This window comes from Bremerella cremea, assembly GCF_039541315.1.
GTDB classification, from domain to species: domain Bacteria; phylum Planctomycetota; class Planctomycetia; order Pirellulales; family Pirellulaceae; genus Bremerella; species Bremerella cremea.
Window position 1 is genome coordinate 265,448 of record NZ_BAABFZ010000004.1, and the last position, 25,582, is coordinate 291,029.

The 25,582-nt window shown below is 54.6% G+C and carries 21 protein-coding genes and 1 other RNA gene; 4 read left to right on the top strand and 18 right to left on the bottom strand.

The window, feature by feature from the left end; translation table 11 throughout:
- Positions 1-87: 87 nt before the first annotated feature.
- The 10 genes from fusA to ABD890_RS15800 form a co-directional block, all read right to left on the bottom strand.
- Entirely contained in the window at positions 88-2,181 is a 2,094-nt protein-coding gene (gene fusA / locus ABD890_RS15755; RefSeq protein ID WP_345091590.1) for an elongation factor G, read from the bottom strand.
- 636 nt (positions 2,182-2,817) lie between these two features.
- Complete coding sequence (locus ABD890_RS15760) at positions 2,818-3,879, bottom strand: tetratricopeptide repeat protein (protein WP_345091592.1); 1,062 nt, start codon at positions 3,877-3,879, stop codon at positions 2,818-2,820.
- 142 nt (positions 3,880-4,021) lie between these two features.
- A complete protein-coding gene (locus tag ABD890_RS15765; protein WP_345091595.1) occupies positions 4,022-4,651 on the bottom strand; it encodes a hypothetical protein in 630 nt (209 codons plus the stop codon).
- A gap of 90 nt (positions 4,652-4,741) precedes the next feature.
- Positions 4,742-5,335: a hypothetical protein gene (locus tag ABD890_RS15770; protein ID WP_345091598.1), complete on the bottom strand. Its 594-nt coding sequence runs from the start codon at positions 5,333-5,335 to the stop codon at positions 4,742-4,744.
- A 35-nt stretch (positions 5,336-5,370) separates the two neighbouring features.
- The gene (locus ABD890_RS15775) at positions 5,371-5,811 is read right to left on the bottom strand and encodes a hypothetical protein (protein WP_345091601.1); all 441 of its coding nucleotides are present in this window, start codon (positions 5,809-5,811) and stop codon (positions 5,371-5,373) included.
- A gap of 107 nt (positions 5,812-5,918) precedes the next feature.
- Positions 5,919-7,343, bottom strand: coding sequence for a class II fumarate hydratase (locus ABD890_RS15780; RefSeq protein WP_345091604.1), 1,425 nt, complete (start codon positions 7,341-7,343; stop codon positions 5,919-5,921).
- Between the two features lie 298 nt (positions 7,344-7,641).
- Positions 7,642-8,289: a septation protein SpoVG family protein gene (locus tag ABD890_RS15785; RefSeq protein ID WP_345091607.1), complete on the bottom strand. Its 648-nt coding sequence runs from the start codon at positions 8,287-8,289 to the stop codon at positions 7,642-7,644.
- Between the two features lie 32 nt (positions 8,290-8,321).
- Positions 8,322-9,254: a 4-(cytidine 5'-diphospho)-2-C-methyl-D-erythritol kinase gene (gene ispE / locus ABD890_RS15790; RefSeq protein ID WP_345091610.1), complete on the bottom strand. Its 933-nt coding sequence runs from the start codon at positions 9,252-9,254 to the stop codon at positions 8,322-8,324.
- A gap of 297 nt (positions 9,255-9,551) precedes the next feature.
- Complete coding sequence (locus ABD890_RS15795; protein ID WP_345091613.1) at positions 9,552-11,228, bottom strand: tetratricopeptide repeat protein; 1,677 nt, start codon at positions 11,226-11,228, stop codon at positions 9,552-9,554.
- Between the two features lie 9 nt (positions 11,229-11,237).
- Positions 11,238-13,019, bottom strand: a complete 1,782-nt coding sequence (locus tag ABD890_RS15800) for a tetratricopeptide repeat protein (protein ID WP_345091615.1) — start codon at positions 13,017-13,019, stop codon at positions 11,238-11,240.
- Positions 13,020-13,233: 214 nt separating this feature from the next.
- On the opposite strand from ABD890_RS15800, the gene ABD890_RS15805 reads away from it, so the two are divergent.
- Complete coding sequence (locus ABD890_RS15805) at positions 13,234-14,169, top strand: DUF368 domain-containing protein (protein ID WP_345091618.1); 936 nt, start codon at positions 13,234-13,236, stop codon at positions 14,167-14,169.
- A gap of 9 nt (positions 14,170-14,178) precedes the next feature.
- Here the strand turns inward: ABD890_RS15805 and ABD890_RS15810 are convergent, their stop codons facing one another.
- Positions 14,179-15,192 (bottom strand): MBL fold metallo-hydrolase RNA specificity domain-containing protein, encoded by a 1,014-nt coding sequence (locus tag ABD890_RS15810; RefSeq protein ID WP_345091621.1) that lies wholly within the window; start codon positions 15,190-15,192, stop codon positions 14,179-14,181.
- A 174-nt stretch (positions 15,193-15,366) separates the two neighbouring features.
- Here ABD890_RS15810 and ssrA point away from each other — a divergent pair.
- Together ssrA and ABD890_RS15825 are read left to right on the top strand one after the other, a co-directional pair.
- Positions 15,367-15,726, top strand: a transfer-messenger RNA (tmRNA) gene (gene ssrA, locus ABD890_RS15815).
- A 537-nt stretch (positions 15,727-16,263) separates the two neighbouring features.
- Positions 16,264-16,947, top strand: a complete 684-nt coding sequence (locus ABD890_RS15825; RefSeq protein WP_345091624.1) for a hypothetical protein — start codon at positions 16,264-16,266, stop codon at positions 16,945-16,947.
- 575 nt (positions 16,948-17,522) lie between these two features.
- On the opposite strand, the gene ABD890_RS15830 is transcribed toward ABD890_RS15825, so the two are convergent.
- The 5 genes from ABD890_RS15830 to ABD890_RS15845 form a co-directional block, all read right to left on the bottom strand.
- On the bottom strand, positions 17,523-20,723 hold the full coding sequence (locus tag ABD890_RS15830) for a PAS domain S-box protein (protein ID WP_345091627.1): 3,201 nt from the start codon (positions 20,721-20,723) through the stop codon (positions 17,523-17,525).
- Positions 20,724-21,028: 305 nt separating this feature from the next.
- Entirely contained in the window at positions 21,029-21,409 is a 381-nt protein-coding gene (locus tag ABD890_RS25525) for a putative PEP-binding protein (RefSeq protein ID WP_373356571.1), read from the bottom strand.
- A gap of 235 nt (positions 21,410-21,644) precedes the next feature.
- Complete coding sequence (locus ABD890_RS15835; RefSeq protein ID WP_345091630.1) at positions 21,645-22,148, bottom strand: TIGR03067 domain-containing protein; 504 nt, start codon at positions 22,146-22,148, stop codon at positions 21,645-21,647.
- A 109-nt stretch (positions 22,149-22,257) separates the two neighbouring features.
- Positions 22,258-22,584 carry a nuclear transport factor 2 family protein gene (locus ABD890_RS15840; protein WP_345091633.1) on the bottom strand — a complete coding sequence of 109 codons (327 nt, stop codon included), beginning with the start codon at positions 22,582-22,584 and terminating at the stop codon, positions 22,258-22,260.
- Positions 22,585-22,684: 100 nt separating this feature from the next.
- A complete protein-coding gene (locus tag ABD890_RS15845) occupies positions 22,685-23,569 on the bottom strand; it encodes an RNA polymerase sigma factor (RefSeq protein WP_345091636.1) in 885 nt (294 codons plus the stop codon).
- Between the two features lie 249 nt (positions 23,570-23,818).
- Here ABD890_RS15845 and ABD890_RS15850 point away from each other — a divergent pair, with 249 nt between their 5' ends.
- A complete protein-coding gene (locus tag ABD890_RS15850; RefSeq protein WP_345091639.1) occupies positions 23,819-24,340 on the top strand; it encodes a hypothetical protein in 522 nt (173 codons plus the stop codon).
- 15 nt (positions 24,341-24,355) lie between these two features.
- Here ABD890_RS15850 and ABD890_RS15855 read toward each other — a convergent pair whose 3' ends face one another.
- Both ABD890_RS15855 and ABD890_RS15860 read right to left on the bottom strand, forming a co-directional pair.
- Positions 24,356-24,976, bottom strand: a complete 621-nt coding sequence (locus ABD890_RS15855) for an SMI1/KNR4 family protein (RefSeq protein WP_345091642.1) — start codon at positions 24,974-24,976, stop codon at positions 24,356-24,358.
- Between the two features lie 299 nt (positions 24,977-25,275).
- Complete coding sequence (locus ABD890_RS15860) at positions 25,276-25,548, bottom strand: DUF6881 domain-containing protein (RefSeq protein WP_345091645.1); 273 nt, start codon at positions 25,546-25,548, stop codon at positions 25,276-25,278.
- Positions 25,549-25,582: the final 34 nt, after the last annotated feature.

Genomic DNA, 25,582 nt, shown 5'->3' on the forward strand with positions numbered 1-25,582 from the left:
TTTTGTCGCAGGCATAAAAAAAGCCCCCGGTCGATCGCTTGGATCTGACCGGGGGCTTTTGGTTAATCATCGGAAGAAAGCCAGGGCTTACTTGTTGGCTTCCAGTTCCTTGCGGCGTTCGGCAACGACTTCTTCCTGGATGTGCGAAGGAGTCGGCTTGTAGCTACCCAGTTCCATGCTAAAGGTACCCTGACCTTGGGTCATGCTACGCAGTTCGGTAGCGTAACCAAACATCGAGGCCAGTGGAATTTCAGCCGAGATGACAGTGGTGTCACCGTTCATGTCGGTCTGGTTGACCATCCCGCGACGAACGATGATGTCGCCGGTGACTGGACCCTGGAACGATTCTGGAATTTCGACTTCCACGTTCATGATTGGTTCCAGCAAAGTTGGCTTCATCTTCATGAAGTTCTCACGGAAGCAGCCCTGAGCGGCGATCTTAAACGCCATTTCCGACGAGTCGACGTCGTGGTACGAACCGTCCGAAAGGGTCACCTTCAATCCCACCACTGGGAACTCGGCCAATGGGCCCTTGCTCATGCAGTCTTCAAAACCACGCTGAACGGCTGGGATGTATTCCTTAGGAATACGACCCTGGCTGATCTTGTCGTCGAAGACGAAGTTTTCGGCGCCTTCGGTGTCCTGCGGCAGGGGTTCCATGCTGCCCACGATATGGGCAAACTGACCGGAACCACCCGTCTGCTTCTTGTGCTTGTAGTTGTACTCGACCATCTGGGTCGGGCTTTCGCGGTACGAAACCTTTGGTGGGCCGGTGACGACTTCCACCTTGTATTCGCGCTTGATTCGCTCGACGTAGACGTCCAGGTGCAACTCACCCATGCCTGCGATGATCGTTTCGTTCGTCTCAGGATCGGTGAACACGTGGAAGGTTGGGTCTTCCTTACGAAAACGCTGCAGGGCCTTGCTCAGCTTGTCGCTGTCGTCTCGGCTCTTCGGGGCGACCGAAATCTTGATCACCGGGATCGGCACGAAGATGTTTTCCAGCGAGCAGAACTCACGTTCCTTGGCATAGGTATCACCGGAAGCACAGTCGATACCGGTCACGGCGATAATATCACCGGCAACTGCGTTATCGATTTCTTCACGCTTGTTCGAGTGCATTCGGACGATACGAGCAAAACGTTCGGTCTTGCCGGTACGCTGGTTCACGTAAGGCTGACCCTTTTCGATCGTACCCTGGTAGATACGCATGAAGGTCAACTGACCGTAAGGATCTTCGACGATCTTAAAGGCCATACCGACGAACGGTGCCTTCGGATCGCAAGCCAGCGGGATCTTCTTTTCCGAGTCATCGAAGCTATTGGCGCTGTACTTCACTTCCAGTGGCGAAGGCAAGTAACGCACGATCGCGTCGAGCAGCGTCTGGACGCCCTTGTTCTTGAAGGCGGTGCCCATGAACACTGGGGTGATCTGCAGACCGACGACGGCGTCGTGGGTGGTCTTGTAGATCAGGTCCTTAGGCACTTCTTCTTCGCCCAAGAGCAGTTCCATGATCTCGTCGCTGTAATTCGACAGAGCTTCGAGCATGTCGTGGCGAGCGACTTCAGCGGTTTCCTGCAGGTCGGCTGGAATCGCTTCCTTGCGGACCGTTTCGCCCTGGTTGCCGTCGTAATAGATGGCTTCCATTTCGATCAGGTCGACCACGCCCTTGAAGTTGTCTTCTTTGCCGATCGGAATCTGGAAAGCGATGGCGTCGACGCCCAGCTTGTCACGCATCTGCTTGATGACGCTGTCTGGGTTGGCACCGGTACGGTCCATCTTGTTGATGAACGCCAGACGCGGAACCTTGTAACGCTTCATCTGACGGTCCACGGTGAGCGACTGAGCCTGCACACCACCGACCGAGCACAAAACGAGGATGGCACCGTCGAGAACGCGGAGCGAGCGTTCCACTTCGACGGTGAAGTCAACGTGCCCAGGGGTGTCGATCAGGTTGATCGGGTGACCATTCCAGGAAACGCTGGTAGCGGCCGAGGTAATCGTGATACCGCGTTCCTTTTCCAGTTCCATGTGGTCCATGGTCGCGCCGTCGCCACCACCGCGAACTTCTTCGATCTTGTGGATACGACCACTGTAGAAGAGGATGCGTTCGCTCAGAGTCGTCTTACCGGAGTCGATGTGAGCCGAAATACCGATGTTTCGTAGTTTCTTCAGGTCCATAATGTCACGATTGAAATGAAAAACTGGTGTAAGGGTGCAATGGGTTCGGGAGGTCTCGGTGGGTAAGGAGAGAGAACCCGAACCGTAAATCGGAAACAGAATCCGGTAAAACCGCTACTGACTCGTCTCGGACATCGGGCCTGGTCTGCCCCTGAAGGGACCGGCTAGGCCAGCATATAGTGATCCGCCATCTTACTCGTTTTGGTTCTTCCCGCTAGATCACTTGGGGAGAACCGGCGCATATGTCCAGAGGGGAACGTCAGCCTACGCGGCGGCTGAAATTCCTGGTCCCACCACAATGGGACGTTGCGTCGGAAGAATGAGAAGAAAGATGGTCTTCATAAAGGTGAGGGATCGGAATCCCTGTAAAGGCTTAACTGACCAATAGTTAACACCGAATGGCAACTCCCTATCGTCACTCAAGTGCCCTTAGGCCGAATGACATTGTCTTAAGGGATGGCAAATCGCCCTAGTTACCAAGCTTCTTATTTGTATACCAAGGGCATCACCTCGGGAAGGTGAAAATTTGACTGAATTTTGTCTCTGCGGGATACCCTGAGGTTCAGAGCAGTTCGCTCGTAGAAAGGTTCACTTCGGCCATAGCCAAAGTCCTTCCCTAATTCTTAATACGCCCGGTTATCGCTTCGGTTCGCGATAGGGCTGGCGGCTTTCGTAGAGAGCCAGTCGATGCTGGAGAAACGGCTTCTCGGACTGCGGGGCCCCTTTCATCGCTTCGCTCATCCGCTGCTTGGCGACATCGAACTGCCCCATCGCAGCTTCCGCCGCGGCCAGTGTGTCGTAGTAGCGGAAGTCGGCCAGATCGTTCTGGGCAACGGCTGCTTGGGCGAATCGCAACGCGAGTTCTGGGTTGCGATAGCCATCTTCCGGGCACGTTGCCAAGATCCAGGCCAGCCCTTGTTGGGCACGCGGCAGGTCTTTCTCGAACGTCAGCGCCTTCTTGTAGTCGAGGATGGCTTGCTTCCAGAGGCCCAGGTCGCTGTAGGCATCGGCCCGGTTGGCCAGGACGAGGGCGTTTTCAGGCTCCAGCTTCACGGCCTGGTTGTAGGCGGTCAAAGCGGCCTCGAAGTTCTCGAGCCGATAGAAGCAGTGCGCCTGACCGGTCATGGCCCCGATATCCTTCGGGTTGATCTTCAGGACGGCCTGATAGTTCTTGAGGGCAGCCGGGAACTGGCCGGCTTCGTAAAGCAGTTCCGCCTTGTTGTACAACGCGAGCTCGAACTTCGGGTTCAAACTCAAAGCCGAATCGAGATCGGCCAGGGCTTTCCCGTTTTCCCCGATCATCGCGTAGGAAACGGCCCGATTGTGGATCGCTTGCCAATGCTTGGGGTTCAGTTTGATCGCTGCCGAAAAGTCTTGCAGGGCAGCGGCTTCCAGCATGCGGATCTTGTCTTCGTCGTCGGTCATCAGCGACGTTTCGGCGTAGATTTCGCCCCGCTTGTTCCGTGCCCAGGCCTCGAGCTGGATGAAGTAGTCGACCTGGGCTTGCGTCATTTCCAGTTGCTTGGCTTCGTCGCAGACCTGGATGACCTGGGTCAGTTCGTCCTGCGATTGAGCCGATTCGCTGAGTTCGGCGGCTTGAGCAACAAGAGTTTTGACGTCCTGAGCCGACGACGGCGCAGCCCAGGCCAGAAGGATGCAACACGCTAAACCAGTTTGGACGAGCGTTGTTTTCAACACGGCGAATCTCACTCCAAGACATCGAACCCTATGGGGTTTCCCACATAGCTACCGGTCGGGAATGTAGCGAGTTCGCCAGAACAGCAATAGAGCGATTCGCGATAGCAGTGCTGGTACGTGGCCGCGACCAAGCAACGCTTGACTAACGCCCTGAGTGTTGGATGGATTCGGAGAACTGGATTACCGACGTCGTGGTTTGTTCCATTTCCCGCACCAATCGCAAGCGGATCGACAGTTGCAGGTTTTCCACTTTCAAGCGATCGAGCTCTTTTGCCGGGTCGGAAGGTAAAGAGTCAGCCAGGCTTTGCAGCCGTTTCAGGCGATTTGCGTAGCTCTCGAACCGAATTTTCCCCACATAGGCTTCCGTAGATGCCAGGTCATTTTCGGCCGCTAAAAGCGAATCGATCCCCAGCTTGCCATCGCGGTAGCTGGCCTGGGACAGTTCGTAGATCTTTTGGGCAGACTGATGCCGTTGAGGGTATAGCGAAGCATCGGCATCGCGGCATTCCTGGCGGAATTTCTGGGCATCTTCTTTAAGTATGGCTGCCTGTTTCTTTTGTTCTGGTGAATATTGATAGTTCCTGACAGGGCGTGGACTCAACTCTCTGGACTGCTTGTAGATTTGCTCGACGCGAGTAATTAGCTTCTGATAGTCGATCGGCTGGCTGCCCACCTCGGAGGCCTTTACCGGCGACTCCGGTTCCTGGGCCAGGCAGAAGGGAGAGGCAGCCAACAGGAAGCCTGCGGAAATCAGGACGGGGAAAATCTTCATCGATCATTCCTTGAGGCAAATTGAATCTTGAGATCCGCGCTGGTGAAGAGTGGGTTGGAGAACTATGTTTCCCCTAGGAAGTTACGGGCTCTATTTCCTGCCCTGATAGCCACCATGGTTGAATTGCTCAATCGCGACCAAGTTATCGATGGCGGTTTTCAAGTACCGCTCTTTCACCTGGATCAGGTCGACCTCGAATGAATCCGTGTCTTGCCGCTTCTCTTCCAAGAACTCCTCGATACCTTTCAGTCGCTTCATGCGGTACCGATACCCATGCCAGGAATGGTAGCCATATTCGGCATCCGCAAGCCGCCCTTCAAATTTGAGAAGTACATCGATACCAACTTCCGCCGCGTCGAATTTGGTTTTGGTTTGATCGTAGAGTTTTTGGAGCATTTCCAGACGCTCCTTTTTCACCGTCTTGATCTTGTCTTGATTCTCCTTGCTGCGTTGCTCTCGAAGCTTCTCCTGTGCTCGTCGTTCGGCGAGTTGCCGCTCGATGTCGGCTTTTCTCGCCTCCGACAGCTTACGTTGCAGGCCGTCGATTTCTTTTCGGATCGCTTCGGGGTCAACTTTGGCGTTCGGAGCATTCGGCTGTGGTTCGGGGTTCGTTTCTTGGGCGAATATTGGGGCAGCGAGCAGAACCAAGAGTGGCAACGTCAGGCAGAAGGGTTTTAATGTCATAGGAGGCTCCATTTCCGTTGGGAAGAGAGTTGCTTTTACCGCTTCGATTCGTCATCGGTATCACGCAGCATGTCGATTTCGGCCTGGAGGCGAGCTGCTTTGGCGGCCAGGTAGTTATCCAGAGTTTGGATGCCTGACTTGAAGCCCTGGTCGAGGGCTTGCTCTTGTTTGCGAAGCGACTCGATTCGGCGTTTGTGGATTTCCATTCGGGCCGCTGCTGTCGGGGTCAGTTCGAGATCGGCCACCGCTAACTTTTCTTCGGCGGCAAGCATCTCTTCAAAGCCACCTTGTCCCGACTCGAATTTTTGGGTGGCGTAGTCCAAGGCGGACTTGAGGGTGGCTCGACGCTCTTTTTGAAGCTCCATGATCTTTTCCGCTATGTTCATCTTGGGGGCAGGCATCGGTTCTTCTGAGAAGACCAAGAGCGAGCCTGACAAGATCGAGACCAGTGCAGCAATCGCGACGAGATAACGCATCGTTCATTCCTTTCGAGGTTCTAGAACGAAAAAGCCCTCAGGCAAGAAGGTTTCTGCCTGAGGGCCAGTCTATCGCTGCGTTTGTTAGTGAGCAAACTAAATTGTGCTTACTCGTGCGGGAAGGTCATCTTCCACGGATCGAGGGCGTCTTTCAGTTCGCCAGGTTCGATCTCGCCTTGTTCCTCGGCCAGTTCGCGAATGGTCTTGCCGCTCTTGAAAGCGTCCTTGGCCATCTTCGCAGCTTTGTCATAACCGATCAGCGGGTTGAGGCTAGTGCACATCGACAAGCTTTGCTCGACGGCGGCGTTGCACTTTTCTTCGTTCGCTTCCAGACCATCGATGCAGAAGTCGACGAACGCGTTGCAAGAGTTGGCCAGCAAGTGAATGCTTTCCAAAGCGGTGTGTCCCATGATCGGCATCATGATATTGAGCTGGAAGTTGCCACCGGCGGCACCGCACAGCGACATGCATCCATCGTTGCCAACCACTTTGGCCGAAGCTTGCATCATGCTTTCGCTCATGACCGGGTTCACCTTGCCAGGCATGATGCTGCTGCCTGGCTGACGATCTGGCAGGATGACTTCAAAGAAGCCGCAGCGTGGACCACTGCCTAGCCAACGAATGCTGTTGGCCAGACCGAACAGCGTGGTGGCGATCGTCTTTAATTCGCCGTGGCACTGAACCAGGCCATCCCGGTTGGCGTTCGCTTCAAAGTGGTCGACCGCTTCGATGAACGGAATGTCGAGTCCTTCGGCCAGAGCCGCACAAACCTTCTCCGAGAACTGCGGATGGGTATTGATGCCGGTACCAACAGCCGTGCCACCAACCGGTAGTTCGAGCACCGATTCCAAGGCGATCTCGGCACGCTTGATCGACAAAGCAATCTGGCGAGCGAAGCCGCCGAATTCCTGGCCCAAGCGAAGGGGCGTGGCGTCCATCAAGTGCGTGCGACCGATCTTGATGATCTTGTCCCAAGCCTTGGCCTTCTCGTCGAGTGCGCCGTGCAGCTTCGTCAGGGCTGGGATCAGGTTCGACTTGATCTGCATCGCGACGGCAACGTGAATGGCTGTCGGGAACGTGTCGTTCGTGCTTTGGCCCATGTTGACGTGATCGTTCGGGTGAATTGGCTTGGCGGCTGCGAGGCGATCGCCACCGATGATTTCAATCGCACGATTGCTGATCACTTCGTTGACGTTCATGTTGCTGGAAGTACCGCTACCGGTCTGGAAGACGTCGATCGGGAATTCTCCGTCCATCTTCCCTTCGCGGACTTCGATACAAGCATCGAGCAGCGCTTTGACCTGGGCGTCGCTCAGAGGGTTTTTGCCGGTACCGGTCAGCTTGCCGAGATCACGGTTGGCGATCGCACAGGCATACTTCACCCAGCCCATGGCGTGGACCAAGGCTGGTGGCAACGTCCATCCGCTGATCGGAAAGTTCTCGACGGCTCGCTGCGTTTGAGCGCTGTAGTAAGCATTGGCGGGAACTTGAACTTCCCCCATCGAGTCTTTTTCAACACGAAATTCGGACATGTCGTTGGGCCTTGATCAAACGGGTGCTAGGTGGAAGATTCGCCGCAGAAGCGAGCGAGTGCCCAGGTCACCATGGAATCACACGATTCCATCTAAGAAAGGAACGTCCATTGGAGAACGTTTCGTCCGTGCTTCCCGAGAATCCCTGCTTCTGTGGTTTCTGTCGCGGAGGCCGGTCTTCCGCCTCGCTTTTCGTGGTGTAAAGCAGCAGGAAAACAGGCCAGCGGCATCTGGATGCCGCAAGGGTTCATTTTAGAGAGGTTCCCCAGAAGGCGAAAGAAGAGGCCGAGGCGGCGGTCTAGTCGTCGAAGATGCCTTCCCCGAACTTGCGGGGGCGAGAGCTCGCGGAGCGATCCGAATTGCTGGAGGGGCGGGAATGCGGGCCTTTGAGCGTCGACGAAGCTTCGCTGCGGGGTGGATCCAGCGGCTCGGCCGCTTCAGACGCCTCAGGCGTTGCTTCGGATTTGGGGGCCGAGCGGTGCGTCGGCGAGTGATCGTGATCCTCGTCGTGATCGTAATCTTCGCCCGCGTCGCTGAAGTAGTCGTCGTACTTCGATCGGTACCCAGGCCGCTTCGCCTCTTCGATTTCGTTGTGATATTCGGTGATGACTCGGGTCTGGATCTGTTCGCGACATTCCGAATTAATCGGATGGGCGATGTCGGCATAAAGCTTCGCCCGTTGATCTGAGCCACGTTCGATCGACGGCTGTTTCAGCTTGATGCCACACTGGTTGCAGTACGCCGCGCGAAGATGGTTTTTGCAGCCGCAGTTCGAGCAGTGCCCTGTGAGTTTACGACTGGGCATGGCGACAAACGGTCCGTTGGCTCCTTCGATGATCTTGAGATCACGGATGACGAAGGCATCGTCGAAGGTGATGGAGCAGAACCCTCGCAACCGATCGCTGGAATCTTCCATCAGCTTGATGCGGACTTCGGTGATCTTCACGGTTGCATACTCCCGGACGTTAAAACGCGGTGTCAGTTTCTCAGCGTACGAATCCCACACGTTGTCACTGGAAATACCATGCCGACTTTCTGAGCCTTCAGGCGGGCAGCCACCTGGCGGGCGTGTGTTGAACTACGACAGATGGCAAAGTATCCAGAGCCGCTGCCTGACATTTGATGGGCAACGACATCCAATTGTTCGCATGTAGTGGCCAGTTGGTCGACTCTCGAAGAGATCTCCCGGGCCGGTGCGATGAGGCGATTGGTCAAATTTCGAGGGATCGACATTCGTTGATCCGACTTCAAGCTGGCCAAAATGGGATCAGCCGAATCGGGAACTTCCGGGATTCGGCAGCGGCGATAGGCCTCGGCGGTCGAGACGCCCCCGGGGGGACGGATCAAAACCAGATCGAGACGTCGCCCAGGGAAGGACTCGATTTTTTCTCCCCGGCCGGTCGCCATCGCCTGGCCACTTCCAAGCTGGCCGGCATGCAGGAAGAACGGAATGTCGCTTCCCAGGCTCGCGGCTAGTTCGCTTAGACGATCGATCGACAGGTTCAGCTTCCAAGCCAAATTCGCCGCAAACAAGGCAGCCGCGGCATCGCTCGACGCGCCACCGAACCCCGAGGCGGATGGAATCCGTTTCTGTAAAACAACTTTCGCGCCTTGGCGAACGTTCTCTTCCGTTTGCAGCAACTTGACGGCGCGATAGACGAGATTCGTCTCTTGGGGAGGCAAATCACCCAGCAATTGACCGGCATCGCCGATTTGCTTGGCCTGCGCAACTTGCCCTGCATCCCAGGCACAATCCAAGGTGATCTCGGGATGATCGCTCGTGGGGGTGACTTCCAGGCGGTCGAACAGCGAGACGGCAACCATCACCGTTTCGAGTTCATGAAATCCATCCGCACGCTTCGCGAGCAACTCTAGAAAGAGATTGATCTTCGCGGGAGCGAGGACGGACACCTTGGAAGCCAATCGCTGGAACAACATCCGTGCCAACCTGCTGATGCCTTGGGAAGCTTCTTCCGCAAAATCACAACGCTGCGCAAAGACGCGTGCCAGTCGAACCTAGATGGGAAGAGCCACTTGAAGCGAATACAAATGTTTCGATACTGCGCGCACTACGACCAAGACGGGCGAGTGTTAACGCAATTTATCCCCCCCTCTCGGTACGGTCAAGGTAATTCGCTAGCGGATTCGACGGGGGCTAAGAAGAACCGAGAATCGTACACCTTTCGCGCGGAATCATGCGCGATGCCCTTACGGCCGAAGCTGGGAAAGCAACTCCCGAGCTTCCAGATAGTCCGGGTCGAGTTTTATCGCCGCCTTTAAAAGTGCGACACTCTGTGCTGGGCTATGCTGCTGAAGAATCTGAGCCATCAAAAAGTAAGGCTCCGGGTCGGAAGGGTTCAAGCGGATCGACAGGTCGAGCAATGTGATTGTTCCCTCCACATTCCCCTGAGCGATCGAGAGCTGGGCCGCATGAAAGAGCGATTCGCCGTAGTAGGGATCAAACGGGTAATTGGGGTTCAACGCCATCGTCTTCTCGAGAAACGGAATCGCCGCTTCCCAGTCGCCCTGAAGGATGTAAGCATGGGCGAGCCCGTGGTAACCCCGTTCATGCATCGGATTCTTGGCGATGACATCCAGCCACATCGCTTCGTCCGAGCGGTAAACTTCGTTCCGTGCCAACGTTACGCCACCATAGATCACCACGAGGAATGTCATCGCGGCGATCAGCTTTCGAGATCGCGCTGGCACATCGTCCCTGGGGGCCAGCCGCCGAATCGCTTCCCATAGTCCCAGCACGATCAACGTCAAAGGCGCTGCCAAGGGAAGATACATCCGGTGCTCGAAGACAATATCCTTGATCGGCAGAATGCTCGAGGTGGGGGCCAAGATCAAAAAGAACCATCCACCCACGAAGCTAAGCTGAGGGGAACGAACGACTGCCCAGCCAGTGAGCCCTAGCGCAGCCATGACTACGAGCCCTGGCAGAATCGCTTCCGTGAGGGAATAGGTACCACGCCAGCCATGATCGAGCGACTGCCCATCAGGAACGAGCGTCAGCCGTAGGTAGAACGGAATCGCCTTGGCCTGACTGAAGAGATACTCTTTCGGGCCGATCACATGGCGGATCGGTCCCTGGGCGGTGTATTCGATCTCTTCAACTTGAACAACGCCGCTGGCTGCATGCTGGGACCTCGGTACCCAGATGACCTGGGCCAGGATCAGCCACGAAGCGAAGACGCCTACATAAACCAAACCACGCTGCCGTAAGATCTGTCGCCAAGACGAGGCCAGGAAAGCACGGTCATACCAAAGCATGACCAGTGGCAACACGATCGCAACTTCTTTGCAGAGCACCGCCGCGAAGCTGGCAACGATCCCGCCGGCATACCATGGCCAGCCCCGCGTGGACGAAGCTCCCCATGGCAGGCAAACCATTGCCAGCAGGAAGAACATTCCCATCAGAGATTCGTAACGCTGCACGATGTAAGTGACAGACTGAGTCTGCAGGGGGTGCACCACCCAAAGAATCGCGATGGCAGCCGCCAACAGCAGACCAGGTTCGCGGTAACGTGTAGGGACCGAGGGAAGTTGAAGCGTGCGATCGACGAAGGCGAACAAAAGCAGGCCGGCAAAGACGTGGATCGCGATGTTCACCACGTGGTATCCGACGAGGCTTCCTCCGTCGGCAACATAGTTGAGTTGCCAGGTCAGGTCGACCAACTGCCGCGTCTGGGTAGGAACGCTGTCCCAATCGAGTTTCTGGAAATCAGGATTGGCTTGAACGGCGACCTGACCGTCGAAGTGGAACGGATAGTTGAACGTGCGGTGGTAAGAAACCAGCGTGGCGAGAACGATCAATCCGCATGCCAGCGAGTAGTGCAGCCAATTCGCGTTTCGAGTTTTCGGGATGCTGTCCGGCTTCATCGAGTGAACTCACTGCGGCTTGGCTTTCGCTTCCAGGGCCATCTGCCGGACGATATTCAAGTTGCTGGAGGCAAGTGGAAAGTCAGGGCGAATCTCGATCGCGACTTCATAGTGCCGGATCGCCTCTTCCAGATTGCCTTGGCGTGCCAGCAAGTTCGCCAGATTGTTGTGGGCATCGGCGTTGTTGTCATTTAAAGCGATGGCTTGCTGGTAGTGCAGCTGAGCCAAGTTCGGGTTCGATTGGGCCAGCATGGCACCCAGGTTGTTGTGAGCCTCGGACATTCCAGGATCGACCGCGACGGCCTGGGCGAAGAGTCGCAAGGCGAGCTCGGGGTTTCGGCCTCGTTCCAGCCGGCCGAGTGCTACGCATGCTTCGGCGTAAGCAGGATCAAGCTGAACCGCCTTCTGTAGATAGGGCAGCGCGGCATCTGGTTGTTCAAGCTCGAGGTAAGCCTTAGCAACGCCATACTGCGCCCGGGGGTAGTTCGGAGCTTTCGCTGCCGCGTCACTCCATAAGGCCAACGCCGATTGATAGACCTCGTTCCGCGAGATCGTGATTCCACCGAAGGTAATCGCTAGCAGGGCAACCGAAGCAACGGCATTGCGGGCCGCGACACGTGAGTTATTCATGCTGGCGGACGAGAGATGCCGAAAGCCCTCGAACAAGCCCAGTACCAGCAAAGCAGCGATCGCCGCCAGGGGGACGTACATGCGATGTTCGACGGCGATATCCTGGATCGGCAGAATACTTGAGGTCGGGGCCAGCACCAGAAAGAACCAGCCACCCAGAAAGCTCCAGCGAGGAAAACGGAAGATCGCCCAGACGGTTAGACCCAGCAGGAACAACACAAGCAATCCTGGCAGAATGGCTTCGCCCAGAGACCGGGTCGCTTTCCAGCCATGGTCGATCGATTGGCCCGCGGGAAAGATCGCCAGTTGTAAGTAGAAGACAATCGCCTTGGCCTGACTAAGGAGGTATTCCCAGCTTGAAACGGGTAGGCTTTGGACCTGATCGCCGGCGAGCGTGGTTTCGGTGACGTAGACGGTGTTATGAGTCTCGAAGTTTTCCTTGCTCAGCGTCAGGAAGCCGGCGTACAGCACCCAACTGCTGAGCGTGGCCAGATGCAGCCACCAGCGATGGGAAAGCAGCGATCGCCAAGACTCGCTGACAAAGGCCCGGTCGTACCAGATCAGCACCAAGGGAAGGACAACCGCGACTTCCTTGCAACAGCCTGATAGGTACGTCGCCGCGATGCAGCCGGCATACCACCAAACTTTCCGGGAAGACTCCGCACTCGCGGCCAGGCAATAAACAGCCAGCAGGAAGAACATTCCCATCAGCGATTCATAACGCTGGATGATGTAAGTGACGGCCTGAGTTTGCAGAGGGTGCAGGGTCCACCAAAGGGCAATCGCACCCGAGAGCATCGCGGCGTTCTCTCGGTAATATTCTGGAATCGCTGGCAAGCGTAGCGTTCGATAGCTCAGTCCAAGCAGGGCTAAGCCGGACACAACGTGAATGAAAAGATTCACCACGTGATAGCTGACCGGGGACGTACCGAAGCTGTGCCGATGGAGCTTCCAGGTCGTGACGATCAATTGACGAGTACGCGTCGGGAAGTCGTTCCACGAGAGGGAATCGAGCTGCGGGTTGTCGGCGATCTGCGTGGTGCCATCGAAATGGAACGGGTAAGCGAGCGTCCGGTGATAGAGGACGGCCGTCGCGATCAGGATGGCGAAGATAAACAAGGCCAGTATCCTGCGCTCGGAACTGGCGAATGCCGCGGACATGGGAAACGCTTCAAGAAGTTACCGCTCTGAATGGATGCCGAGAAAGGCCCATCCTAGCCAAGAGAACTTCCATTCCCAGAAATCGAGCCCTGCAATTCAGGCGATTTCTTGAAACCTTAATCTCGCAAAACTCCCAAGCTGCCCTGCCCTCACCTGCCGAGGTTCTCTAAAATCCACCCTTTGCAGTATTTGAGCATCCTGGGACCGAGCGGCTATGAAACTGTTGAAAATCGATGCGATCAGGCACTTCCTCTGTGGGATTGCCATGGGAGCGGCCGATGCCGTCCCTGGCATCTCTGGGGGAACCGTTGCGTTGGTTCTGGGGATTTATCGGCGGCTGGTTGACGCGGTGAGCCAGGTCAACGTCGACGCCGTCAAGCAATTGCGTGACCGGCAATGGAAGACGCTGGCGACCCGGTTTGATATTTGGTTCCTGCTCTGCTTGCTGGCAGGAATTGCCTGCGGCTTGCTGACGTTTGTGGTTCTACTGCACGAACTGATTGGAGAAGCAGATCATCCCGCCACGACGCGCCCATTTGTGTATGCCGTGTTCTATGGAGCGATCGTCGCTTCTGGCTACCTGGTAGCGAAGATGGTCAAGCCAAAGGACACTGGTCACATGGTCCTCTGCATCGGGTTGGCAATCGGTGGAGCGGCCTTTGCGTGGTGGCTGACTGGGCTGCCGGCGCTGAAAGCCTTCGACTCCGCGCCCAACCCGATCGTTTCGTTTTTGCTGGGGGCGATTGCCATCTGTGCGATGATCTTGCCAGGGATTAGTGGCTCGTTCCTGCTGCTAGTCTTCGGAGCTTATCACTACTTCAGCGGCGTTCCGAAAGCGCTTTTGAAGGGGCAACTGGTGTGGGAGGACCTCGTTGCGTTCAGCGTGTTCGCGGTGGGGTGTCTCGTGGGACTTCTGTCGTTCAGCAAGCTTCTGCGATGGATGCTTCATCACCATGAAGCGGTCACGCTCTCGCTGATGGGCGGCTTCATGATGGGCGCCCTTCGCAAGCTGTGGCCATGGCAGATCGACAACGTCCCCTCTCCCTATGCGGCCGAGGTGCCGATCTGCATCGGATTGATGTTTGCAGCGGCAGTGGTTGTTGTCGTCGTCGACTATCTGGCACGCCCGAATGTCGAAGAGCAGATCTAGGCGGGGCGTTCATTCCAGCCACCGGGCATCGTGACCGCGGCTGCGAAGTTCTTCGACAAAGCTCTTTGGGCCGTGGGTACAGAACACTGCCTTGGGCGAAACTTGTTCGACCGCGGTTAGCAACTGATCAAAGTCGGCGTGATCGGAAAGCGGGATCCAGTGATCGTTCGGCGCGGTCCGTTGCCGGCGCGGATCCATGGCCCAGCCGGTCACATGAAATCGTTCCACATGCAGCGCTCCTGGCAGACCGCCTGCGGTAACGGAACGAGGGGGAACGATCACGGCGCAGCCCGGGACTGGTCGACCGGAGTAAAGTCGGAAGTCTCCCAGATCGCAGCCTGCCTCTTGATAGATCTGGCTGATTTCGTAAACCGCCGGATCTTGCAGCACCGGTATGCCGGCCGAGGTCAGAATCTTGGTGACTTCCTGCGACTTGCCCAGCACATAAGCAGAGATCACTGGAGTCGCTCCACGGCTGATCGATTGCGTGACCTTCTCGATCAGCATTTCGATCACCGTCGCGCGAGGCGGCAATCGATAGCGTGGGTGGCCGAACGTGCATTCCATGATCAGGTAGTCTGCCTGGCACAACTCGGCTGGTTCTGCTGTGGCCGATTCCTCCAGGCGAAAGTCCCCGGTGTAGAGGACCGAGCCGCGCTGGTGCTCGGTATACAACATTGCCGAGCCAAAGATGTGTCCGGCCGGCAAAGCTTTCAAGACGTGACCAGCGACCTCGATGGGCTGGCCCCATGGCATGACCTTAGTGGTGACGTTGCCGAGCCGATGCCGAACGAGACGGGCCGTCGTTTCCGTGCAAAGAGCCAAGGCATGATGGGCTGCATGATCCATATGGGCATGCGAAATGAACCCAATGGCCTGCCGGCGTGTCACATCGACGGCAATTCTTGATGGAAGTAAGAATAATCCCCGATCGATGCCAAACAGCCCGGAAACGTGCCCTGGCGGCTTCGGAAGTGGGGTCATTTCAGGCGACAGCCACTGCTGGCGGGAATTTTCTGCCACGTTGGTCGCTTTTCTTTAGGGCAAGGACAACCTAAGATTAGGTGAAGGAAATTGGTTACCACTGCGGTACCCATCTTCCTTTCTACCCAATTCTTGAAGCTCAGTGGGATAACTGCCGATAAGCAGAGAACTTCCACACGCTTGTGATTGGGTGTGTAAGAACAACTTTACACCGGGGGCGAACTGGTATCGACCGGATAGTCTGAAGTGTAAGTTGCGTGTCGTGGTTGGTCAGCAGGCCACGTAAAAAGCAGACCAAACAATAATTGCAAACGATAACTTTGCACTGGCTGCCTAATTAGTTGTAGCCCCGACTGAGGGTCTTTGTCGGAGAGACCTGAAAGTCGGACGCCAATTCCGACTCGCTGATGGTCACGTGGAGCACGCCTGAGGCCAAAAACTGTTCTCCTCTAGCTTTCTAGGAATCCTGCCGATTGGAGTCCTGGTTGGCGAAATTTAAATAATCGAATACACACGTAGACGCTTGCATGGAAATATCGCGGCACGCGGGTTCAATTCCCGCCGCCTCCACTCAAAGGCACCTTGTCGATTTCGGCAAGGTGCCTTTTTCTTTGGACTTATTGAAACGCTCAGTTAGGTCCATCTGACGTGACGTTGTGGTGTGTCTGATTTGCATTGCTGGCGGAGAAGTTCTTAAGGCCACTTCTGTAGATCTCCGACATTTCTCCCTTGGTCGGGCTGTCGTTATATGGCTCGCGTCTCCTACATCCCGTCACTCGTTCGCCAACCATCTGATCGAGGTGGCTATCGCATTCGCAAGGTGAAGGAACAGCTTGGTCAAAAAGTGGCGTTAGGACGACAATGATTTATACTCATGTCTTGACCCAGGGAGGCCGTGGTGTCCGCAGCCCGGCTGACGGTCTGACGCGTTGTCACGGTGAGTGATACGATGAAACACTCTATCAGGCAGCGAAAGTCTTGAAAAAGATGCAACCACCGAGTACGGAGAGCCTAGCAACGATTGGCCTCCCTTGCGTTAGGCTGACAAAGTTGCAGCCTACAGGTGATACACTGATCATCCTATAAACAAGTTAGAGCCAGCAACCAAGAATGGACGAAGACGCGTTTCTCAATCGTTGCAAACAACTCGCTGGCGACACATCCGACACCCGTTGGACTGACGACCATCTGGCGGGGTTCTTTCAGAACTTTCGCCCGCATGGGAAAGCACTCGAACCTTTCTTTCAAGAGATCCCAGTCGGCACAGAAGTTTATGATCGGCTGAAAAACGTATACTTAGCCACCGCAACTGGGTATCAACGTGGACCTCGGACTGATGCATACTTCATCGTTCGCAAGCCGGCAACGATCGGCAACGACACTCTGATTCAATGCGCGACTCAACAACTCGCCAACTGGCGTGCAATGGCTGAACACGATAATGAATCCGAGCTTGTTGATTTGCTGACTCCGCTGCCTCGAATCAGGATTAGCACGGATGAGCCACCAGAGGTCGATCCGAATGACTATTCACTCGATATCTACATATATGACGTGCAGACTGACTGGTGGCATGGTCACCTCTCTTCAGTCTGTCCTCACGCACGTTGGTTGCGAGAGGCATTTTACTACCTTAACTGTGACTACTATCTGGCACGCTACGTAATGTGGCCGTGGTATCGAGACTCTTCGTCCATTGACGACCCCTACAAACCATATTTCACCATGTGGTTGCATGGGGCAGACCTTCATTGCAAATCGCCAGATGATGTGACGTTATATGTGAAACCATAGATCTGCCTAATAATGCGTTCCACACGGAGCCGCGGCCCAGTGAACTCGATCGTTGTCTTGCCAGCTTCTTGGCTGATCGCTGTGAGGTCCGCCTTTCAAAATGTGTAAGGTGGGCCTGTCCTTTTTGAGATGACAAATAAGACGAATCTAGTCGCGGAAAGTCTCTTGGTTGGTTTCTAGCTACCACCGAACGCTTTCCGATGGCCCCGATAGATGTTCCGATAAGAAAATTATTCAGCTAGAGGCCGTTGTTGTAAGTCGCTGATAATTAGTCGTTTGCGAAAATCGTGTGCAACGAAATCGCCCGCTTCCCACCGCCTCCACTTTGAGCCGACCTTGGCCGTTTCGGCAAGGTGGGTTTTTGTTTGGAAATAGAGACACCGACTAAAAGGTAAAACTTACCTGAGGTACTGGTGTGTCTGTTCTGATCGGGTGACTTTGGGTTCTGGAAACCGCTTTTGAACAGCGATAGTTCCTCGTTGCGGCAGGCCGAAATATGACGCGTATGACGTACAGAGGCGAGCGACAAGATCCCAGGACGGTTCGTGCGTCTACTGATAAACAATTGTGGTTTCTTAGGCTTTGCCTGATCGCGAGAGTTCGTCGAACAGTTGTTCCAGATCTCGAATATCCACAGGCTTAATCATATAGCCATCGAATCCGGCAGACTTGGCGATGTCCCGATCGGCTTCTTGACCGAATCCGCTCAAGGCAACGATGTGTGTTTTCTCATCCGATTCTCTTAGCTTTCGGACCATTTCATAGCCGTTCATCAAAGGCATGGAAATATCGCTGAGAATCACTTGCGGTCGAAACTCTTCGGCTTTAACGAGGCCATCAATGCCATCGACAGCTTGTTCTACTTCGTGTCCCAATCTTCTCAGCAGGCTCACTAAGACAGCACGATTGGCCCGCGTGTCTTCCACTACGAGCACCCGCAGTGAACGCTGTTGATGACTGCGATCGTTGATCCTAGCTACTGGCGGAGATAGAGGAGTTCCTTCAGGCAGTGAAGGCAGTCTCACGACGAAGGTCGAACCTTGCCCTCTTCCTGGACTATCGACGTCTATACTACCGCCATGCAGCGTCAACAAAGACTTCACTAGCGACAAGCCGATTCCCAAGCCGCTTTGTCCTCGTTGCTTTTCATCCTTAACCTGGTGAAACATATCAAACACTTTGGTCAGGTCGGATGCATTGATTCCAATCCCGTTGTCCCGTACCGTCACTAGAATCTGATTGCTTTCCATGCGAGCGGACAGCCAAATATCTCCTGGTTCGGTTGTGTATTTGGAAGAATTATTCAATAGGTTAACGATGACCTGGGCCAGACGGGTAGAGTCTCCTAATATCATTAACGGCTCGGAACTGACATCAACGTGAAGCTGGTGTTGTGATTGCTTTATAAATGGAGTTGCTGATTCGACAGCTGTCCGGACAACGTTTCTAAGGTCACATGGTTCAGACTTTAGCTCGATTTTTCCGCGACTGATACGAGAGATATCCAGAAGGTCGTCAATCAAGCGGACCATTTGCACGACTTGCCGGTCGATCAATTCGCTTAGTTCGCGGTACTGAGCAGGATCATCTTCGATAAGCTGCATCAGCTGGATGGCAGACTTAATCGGTGAAAGTGGATTTCGAAGCTCATGGGCGAGCGTTGCCAGGAACTCGTCTTTTCGTCGATCGGTTTCCGATAAGTCTGCAGCGATTCGCCGAAGCTCTTCCTGAAGTTGGTACTGATCACTGATATCGGTATTGGTTCCGAACCACCTTGTGATCCGACCTTCCGAGTCCACTATCGGCACGACTTTCGTGAGGAAGGTCCGGAACTCACCATCAGCCCCACGGATGGGAAAGGCCATATTGAACGGCTTTCCGCTTTTAAGAGATGCCTTCCATCGTTTCAGAACTTTGGGTAGCACTTTGGGATCTTGGACTGATTGCCAGCCCCAGCCTTTCATCGCTTCTTCGGTTGTCCCCGTGAATTGATACCAACGTTGGTTGTACCAATTGATTTGTCCATCGGGGTCGGCGGTCCATGCAAGCTGAGGAATCGCATTGGCAAGTTGTCGGAAGCGTGCTTCGCTTTCACGCAGTGCTTCCTCAGAGCGAATCCGATCTGTAATGTCGATGACTGTGCCATCAAAACTAACGATAGTCCGCTTCCCTGAACGCTGTTCAAAACTAGATCGACCTTTGGCATAGACCCATCGAACTGTACCATCAGGATGAACGACCCGATATTCGGCTGTGTAGGTTTTGGGATCGTCCGGATTGGTCGCAGCGGTCACCCCATCTTGGACGAAATCACGGTCATCAGGATGAATTGCAGCAATAGCCTGTTCATAGTCAATTGGATCATTTTTGCCCGTGAAAATAATCCTGAACCGTTCGTCCGTCGTCATGGTGAAGGTTGCGGGATCTATATTCCATGATCCAAGCTCGGCCGCTTCCAACGCCAATCGCCACCGAGATTCACTGATGCGCAATTGTTGTTCGGCACGACGTTCTCCCGTCACGTCGACGACAACTCCGGGAAGTCGCACTGCATTTCCTTTGTGATCTCGCTCGACTTGGCCACGTGCAATTAGCCAGCGAGTTTCTCCTTCTCGGTTGATCACTCGATAGGACAACTCGAGCTCATCATCATCCTCCAGAGCTTTGGCGATTGTGGCGGTCACTTCATCTCGATCATCGGGATGAATCGCATCAATATATTCCGACAGCGCACCTCCATTGGCCGCTAAATCGCTAACGCCAAAGAGGCGAGCCAAATTGGGATCAGCAGAGATTTGATTGGCAGTGACGTCAAATTCCCAAGTTCCGATTTCACCAGCTGCAAGCGTAGAATTAAGACGAGAGCGAGCGGACCGAATCGCTTCTTCCGCCTCGCGCCGTTCTGAAATATCACGAAATACGAGTACGGCTCCCAAGACTTCGTTTTGATCGTCTCGAATCGGAGCGGCACTATCATCGATCGGGTAGATACTGCCGTCTTTGGCAAGAAGGATCGTGTGATTCGCCAATCCGACAACGCGTCCTTCGCGGAGGCAGCGACTGATTGGGTTCTCGACTGCTAATCCCGTTGTCTCATTCACAATTTGAAAAACGGTTTCCAACGGCTGTCCATGGGCTTGCTCATTCGACCAGCCAGTAAGTTTCTGAGCGACAGGGTTCAGAAAAACGACTCTTCCGTTGGCATCGGTCGTAATAACCGCATCCCCAATGCTTTCCAAAGTAACCTGGAGAAGCTCAAGCGTGTCAATCCGCTCATTTTGAAGGAGCTCGTTCGTAATGTCCGTGACAAGAATGCTGGTCGCTATTCCACCTTGATAGGGTACACCTTCGAGAACCAAACGCGTCGGTTTAACAGAACCATTCGAGCAGAGAAACCCGACACCGCCATGCCGTCTGGCCTCGAGTTGTTGATTGACAATCTTGTCGTAGGTCGCATGATCGTGTTGGGTAACGAAAGCCCGCAAGGATTCTCCTACGACCTCCTGCATACTGCGGCCAATCATCTGAGCGAATCGTTCATTGGCAAAAACGATGCGGCCTTGATGATTCAAGCTAACCGCCCCTTGCGGCATCTCGTCTAGAAATAGCCTGAATAGTTGACTATCGTCTCCTGCGGAACCCGTAACCGTTGCATTTGCGGGGGTGTGGCCATCCGAGCCAAAAGGATCTCGTTTTAACGCTTGAAGATCGGCCTGAGCATCAGCGAGCTGGCGTTTCAACTCTTCATATTGAACTTGTAAACTGTCATCCGCCATGTCCGAGATCTGAGGCTCCGTATTTCTAAAGTTGGCCGGAAGGGAATTCCAGGCCATTGAGCCTGAAGAGTTTAGGGCGACGCGTTCTTACCACAAACTGCAGCATTGTAGGTGTTGGGCCTAGGAAAAAGGCCTCGCGTAATCCTACCGGGGGCCAGAAGAGGCTAGAAGGGACAAACTTCGTTAGACTGCTATTTATTCGGCATCTTGGCGACTCGATAGGAGTTTTGGGTCTTTCAGGGGCGTCTCGTTTCGCCAGCACTGAGAATTGACGATAAATTCAGCGAGGATGAGATGTTTGGAGATTAAAATTGGGCATTTACCGAAAAGAGTGGACATCTAAGTCTTCGAGTAGCCTTGCACCAATCTCGCACCTCTTGCGGAGTGCGGCATTTGAGGGCCCTGGCCGCGATTCTGTCCAGGTCATCAACACGGATCTGTCTAGCCGTCCGCCTCACTGCTGCCGCCCGATTCGGACTCTGGATTAATCCTCGAATTCCGAGACCAATCAGAAGGCAGGCAAACTCCCCTTCTCCTGCCTCTTCTCCACACCCGCGGACAGACCCATTTTGCCTATCAGACGCGGCAATAATCAACTTGATTGCGCGATGAACCGCTGAATGCCAACGTATCCGGTTGCCCTTGCGACGGCGCTGATCGCCTGAAAGAGAATTGGTTTTTGTCACTTGGCGACGCCAACGAGAAGATAGAAGCTTGGCGTCGGACTACTACGAGCACCAACCACACAGTGCCCTGGGCACCTGAGAATTCCCTTCATCTGGCCAGACTAGCCTGGCCAGATGAAGGTCTCAGATTTTCTCACTTCGATTGGTGCGGAAAAGGGGAGCAGGTCAAAGGGGCGGATGACATTTCTTCCATGCTCGCGGCTGGCGATTCGCTGCCTTCACCCGCTTGACGTATCTACTGCCTGCCATGGTCCCGTGACCCGCCAGCAAATACTCGCCGCATTTCTAGTACGACATCGGCTGCTGGGAGCTTAAATTCCGTTGGGCGAGGCTTCCCGTTCCACTGATTGTCCTTCCAAATACCGACGACACAGCAGACCTTCAACCTGTCGCCATCAAGTTCGTAGATCCCTAGGGCATCGCCACCTTTCCTCTGCGATTCGTTTGACCGGTGATCCCATACGCCTGGCGACGTAGTTGGATCCAGGTCAAACGTTCCGGCCCAAAGTTCCTGGTCTTTAGCGTCGAGTGCCGAATATGTGCGATCCTTTCGAAAAACCAATTGTGTGGCGTTCTTCGTGCTTCCTTTCGGTTGGACGTCGATGATCTCCCAGGTGCCAGCGAACGACTCCAGTGACGTCTCAATGGCCTTCTGCTTGGTATCAGTCTGTTGGGGTTCGTCAGCTGTCGCCACGACGCACAAGGCGAACACGACCAGCACTGATATCGTGCGTTTCATAGCTTTCTCCTTCAGAGATGTTGTTCTTGGAAAATAAGGGGGACGATAAGCCGCGAGAAGTGTGAGAAGTGGGACGCAGCCGGCAGTCGTCCCTTTCTTCTATTGGAAGTCACGGTGCAATTTCAAGCGACGCGATCCGATCGCCTTCCAGCTTGAAATGAAACCTCAGGTCGGCTGGGCTTCCGGGAAAGTTGCCCGTCAAGCGGCATGTGACAACGACTTTGCCATCGTGCTGTTCACTGCTCAGCGGCTGGCAAGTGTAGTCGTATTTCGCCGAGGCGTTTTCTTTCCACTGCTGAATTGCTTCGCGACCGATGTGGGTTTGACCCTCGTCCTTCACGACAGCGTTGTCGGTAAAACAACTCGCAATGGCGGCGCCGTCGGACGTATCGGCGGTGAAGTAGTTGTTTATGGGCTGTGGAAGTGTCGCAGTCATGATCATCTCCTTCTGGTCTGTGTGATTTGAGGAACGTTTGTGCCTCTATCTCATGGACTCCAGGAAGGATCGACTGTGACAACCTGCGGCAAGAATTTCTTCAGATTAACCGCAGTGTTCGCTGCAAGTCTTCTCGCTGGAGTATCCGCTGTAGCCAGTGGATCTCGTCGGTGGGATGCAAGAAGGGGTGGTCTTGGTAGAGGTCCATGTGCTGCCGCTGGACGACATCATCAATCTCGCTCGCTGTGTGACCGGCGACGTCGCGAACCTTTTCGACGTGATCGGCAGCGAATAGCAGGCGATTGGGATCGACGTGCCCATGTTCGATAAAGCCACGCGTCTTCTTTGGGCAGCGACAGGGATTGGCACTGTTTACCAGGCCGCACTGGTTATTCAAAAAGTTATGCAGGTCACGGCGTGCCCGAGCCAAGCATTGGCGGAAGTTAGCAGCCGTCATCTCCAACACTTCCCCGCCGATGGTATCGGTAGCACCGAGGATCTCCCCGAGCGTAAAGACCAGGCGTTGCCGGCGATCCAGGCAAAGCAGCATGCCCATCGTGCAGCTATGCTTGGCTTCCTCAACAAGAATCGGAAGGGAGACCGGCACACTTCGAGGGTCAGGCAAGTCGGCGTCTGCAATACTGTCGATCGCTGAACCATACTCGGTAAAACTCACTTCGTGCGACTCGGCACTACGGCGATTCATGTTCAGGACATGATTGGCCGCGATGCGGTACAACCAGGTGCGAAACTTGCTCTCCCCCTTAAATGTGCTCAGCTTGGTGATCACCTTAACGAGCACTTCCTGGGTCACCTCTTCGGCGTCGTGTGGGTAGAAAACCATCCGTACGGCAATGTTGTATATCCACGCCTGGTGGCGTAATACCAACTTCTCGAGTGCCGCTCGATCTCCATTCTTAGCGAGATCGATAAGTTCCATGTCCTCGGCATTGTCCTGGGCAGATTCCCTAAACGGATTGATCATGACCCGACTCGCGTTATCCAAAAGTGATGAAATGTGCAGTGCCTCTGGGACTCAGACACGTCCGAGACAGCGGTGTGACAACCCTCGTAAAACAAAATGGAAAATAACATTTTGACGGATCGGAGGTTTTTTAGGGACGAGGTTCTGCCATTTACTATCCGTCGGGCGGGAAAGGGTTGCAATCGGGCTGACGCTGGGTAAGTTTTCCAGCTATCCGATTGATGCCTCTTCGGAATTGAGGAACCTGACATGAGTGAACTTCGCGACCACTTATTGAAGAATCTTCCACGTTGCCTGGCAGACGTGATGGCGACTGCTGTGGAGCCAATTGATCCTCGGGACTGCACGGTGGCGGCGTTCGCGTTGTCGCAAAAGGACGCAGCGAATGATTCCGCGAAGATCTTGGGCTATCAATTGTCCGACTACAATCCGGCATGCCGGGATGACCCGGACTTCATTTCACCATTGAGCCTCCGCTGGCCAGATGAGACCGAGAGCCTCGTGTTCGACAGCGACGTGCACGGATACCATGGCGAGATGGATTCGTCCGCGAAGCTGCATGGCGAAGGTACGCCGAAGGAGTTTCAGTGCCCCCACTGCAAACACAACGAATTCAACGTCCAAGTGCAGTTCGACTACTGGGACGCTTGCGACGATCTATGGGAAGACGAATCTGATTTGCCGATCCAAGACTATTTCACCAACATCATCTTTTCAGGTCGGTGTCTGAAGTGCGAAACGCGAACCAATGTGTTGAAGATGGACCTGTAGCGACGGGCAATTGAATCACGATTGCGTTGCGGTCCGTGGCCACTCGTGGTAGTGAAGGTCGCCACGCTGGGGATCTTTGATAATCCAGCCATTGGTCGAGTCGAGCGTCCAATCGATGGTGGTCAACTCCTCGACAATCATGTCGAGGAAATCGGTGAAGGAGTTTGCGATCAGCTTCTTTTCGTCTTCGTCGCGACCAAACGCGATGACCTGGCCAACGACGCCATCGGGGCCTGGGTCGAAGTCGAGACCAATGTGGTTGCCACCTTGGTCGTGGGTGAGTGGAAGCCATTTCAGATTGACATAGAGCGGCTTGATGACACCCGGTGGCTGGGACGACATCGAGTCGGCCAGATCTTCATTCAGGCCATGGTCGACAATAGATTCCCATGTCTGCCAGTTTTGAATGACTCGACTGGTCGATAAGAGCTCGATTCCAAACAGAACTCCGGGGCCTGCCAGCCGTTGACCGTTATGGATTCGGAAGAACGACTCGACTTCCGCAGGAATGGGCAAGCCGGTCGTGGAGGCGACCAGGCCAATTTCATCATCGGTTGCAGGGGGAGCAAATAAATCCGACGGCTGTAAACCTTTCGCGGAAAAGGCTTGTTCGATCAACTTCCAGCGGTCATCCATAATGGTCTCAATCTTCTAGTAGCTGACGTGCCAAGTGCGTTGACTACGATGAATATCTTCTCGACCTTTCAGCCGCCAAACAAGTCCAGGTTGATTGGGAGGCATTCCTGAACACTCCGATCACAAACCAGCAGCGCCAGAAACTCTATCACAAGAAACAGCCAAAGCCGAAATCAGCAATACCAGAAGTGCCGGTCTTCAAGCCGTATCAGCCAGCGAAGCCGCCTCGCATCGTCCCCTACAGACCTGCTCAACCTGCGAAGATTGTAATGGCGAAGTCGCAGGCGCGAGACATGCGGCTACCCCCGCCCACCGCAACCCATCCACACTTCCTCGAACTCTTGGTGCGTGATTCGTGTCGGAAGAAACTCAGGATCGGAGGAAATATGTTCAATGGATGGTAATGGCTCGATGCTGAGCTGGGTGTCGCCGGTTGCTCTCTCATGGTCTGCAAAACCGACGTTGCCATCTCGATATTGTTCGACCTTTCTGATTTCCATGCGATCTTCGTCGAGTTCTGAGAAGAGCAGGATCGGGTATTGATCGTTGCTGTGAAGCCACTCGACTTTCAAGTATTCCATCGATTGCCTCTGCGGTCATCTGTCG

Bases quoted from the DNA above. Each gene is read 5' to 3' on its own strand.
- ABD890_RS15830 (WP_345091627.1), bottom strand. From the start codon at position 20,723: ATGGCGGATGACAGTTTACAAGTTCAATATGAAGAGTTGAAACGCCAG.
- fusA (WP_345091590.1), bottom strand. From the start codon at position 2,181: ATGGACCTGAAGAAACTACGAAACATCGGTATTTCGGCTCACATCGAC.
- ABD890_RS15840 (WP_345091633.1), bottom strand. From the start codon at position 22,584: ATGACTGCGACACTTCCACAGCCCATAAACAACTACTTCACCGCCGAT.
- ABD890_RS15775 (WP_345091601.1), bottom strand. From the start codon at position 5,811: ATGCGTTATCTCGTCGCGATTGCTGCACTGGTCTCGATCTTGTCAGGC.
- ABD890_RS15800 (WP_345091615.1), bottom strand. From the start codon at position 13,019: ATGTCCGCGGCATTCGCCAGTTCCGAGCGCAGGATACTGGCCTTGTTT.
- ABD890_RS15845 (WP_345091636.1), bottom strand. From the start codon at position 23,569: ATGATCAATCCGTTTAGGGAATCTGCCCAGGACAATGCCGAGGACATG.
- ABD890_RS15780 (WP_345091604.1), bottom strand. From the start codon at position 7,343: ATGTCCGAATTTCGTGTTGAAAAAGACTCGATGGGGGAAGTTCAAGTT.
- ABD890_RS15805 (WP_345091618.1), top strand. From the start codon at position 13,234: ATGAAACTGTTGAAAATCGATGCGATCAGGCACTTCCTCTGTGGGATT.
- ABD890_RS15855 (WP_345091642.1), bottom strand. From the start codon at position 24,976: ATGGATGACCGCTGGAAGTTGATCGAACAAGCCTTTTCCGCGAAAGGT.
- ABD890_RS15765 (WP_345091595.1), bottom strand. From the start codon at position 4,651: ATGAAGATTTTCCCCGTCCTGATTTCCGCAGGCTTCCTGTTGGCTGCC.
- ABD890_RS15850 (WP_345091639.1), top strand. From the start codon at position 23,819: ATGAGTGAACTTCGCGACCACTTATTGAAGAATCTTCCACGTTGCCTG.
- ABD890_RS15770 (WP_345091598.1), bottom strand. From the start codon at position 5,335: ATGACATTAAAACCCTTCTGCCTGACGTTGCCACTCTTGGTTCTGCTC.
- ABD890_RS15835 (WP_345091630.1), bottom strand. From the start codon at position 22,148: ATGAAACGCACGATATCAGTGCTGGTCGTGTTCGCCTTGTGCGTCGTG.
- ABD890_RS15825 (WP_345091624.1), top strand. From the start codon at position 16,264: ATGGACGAAGACGCGTTTCTCAATCGTTGCAAACAACTCGCTGGCGAC.
- ABD890_RS15795 (WP_345091613.1), bottom strand. From the start codon at position 11,228: ATGAAGCCGGACAGCATCCCGAAAACTCGAAACGCGAATTGGCTGCAC.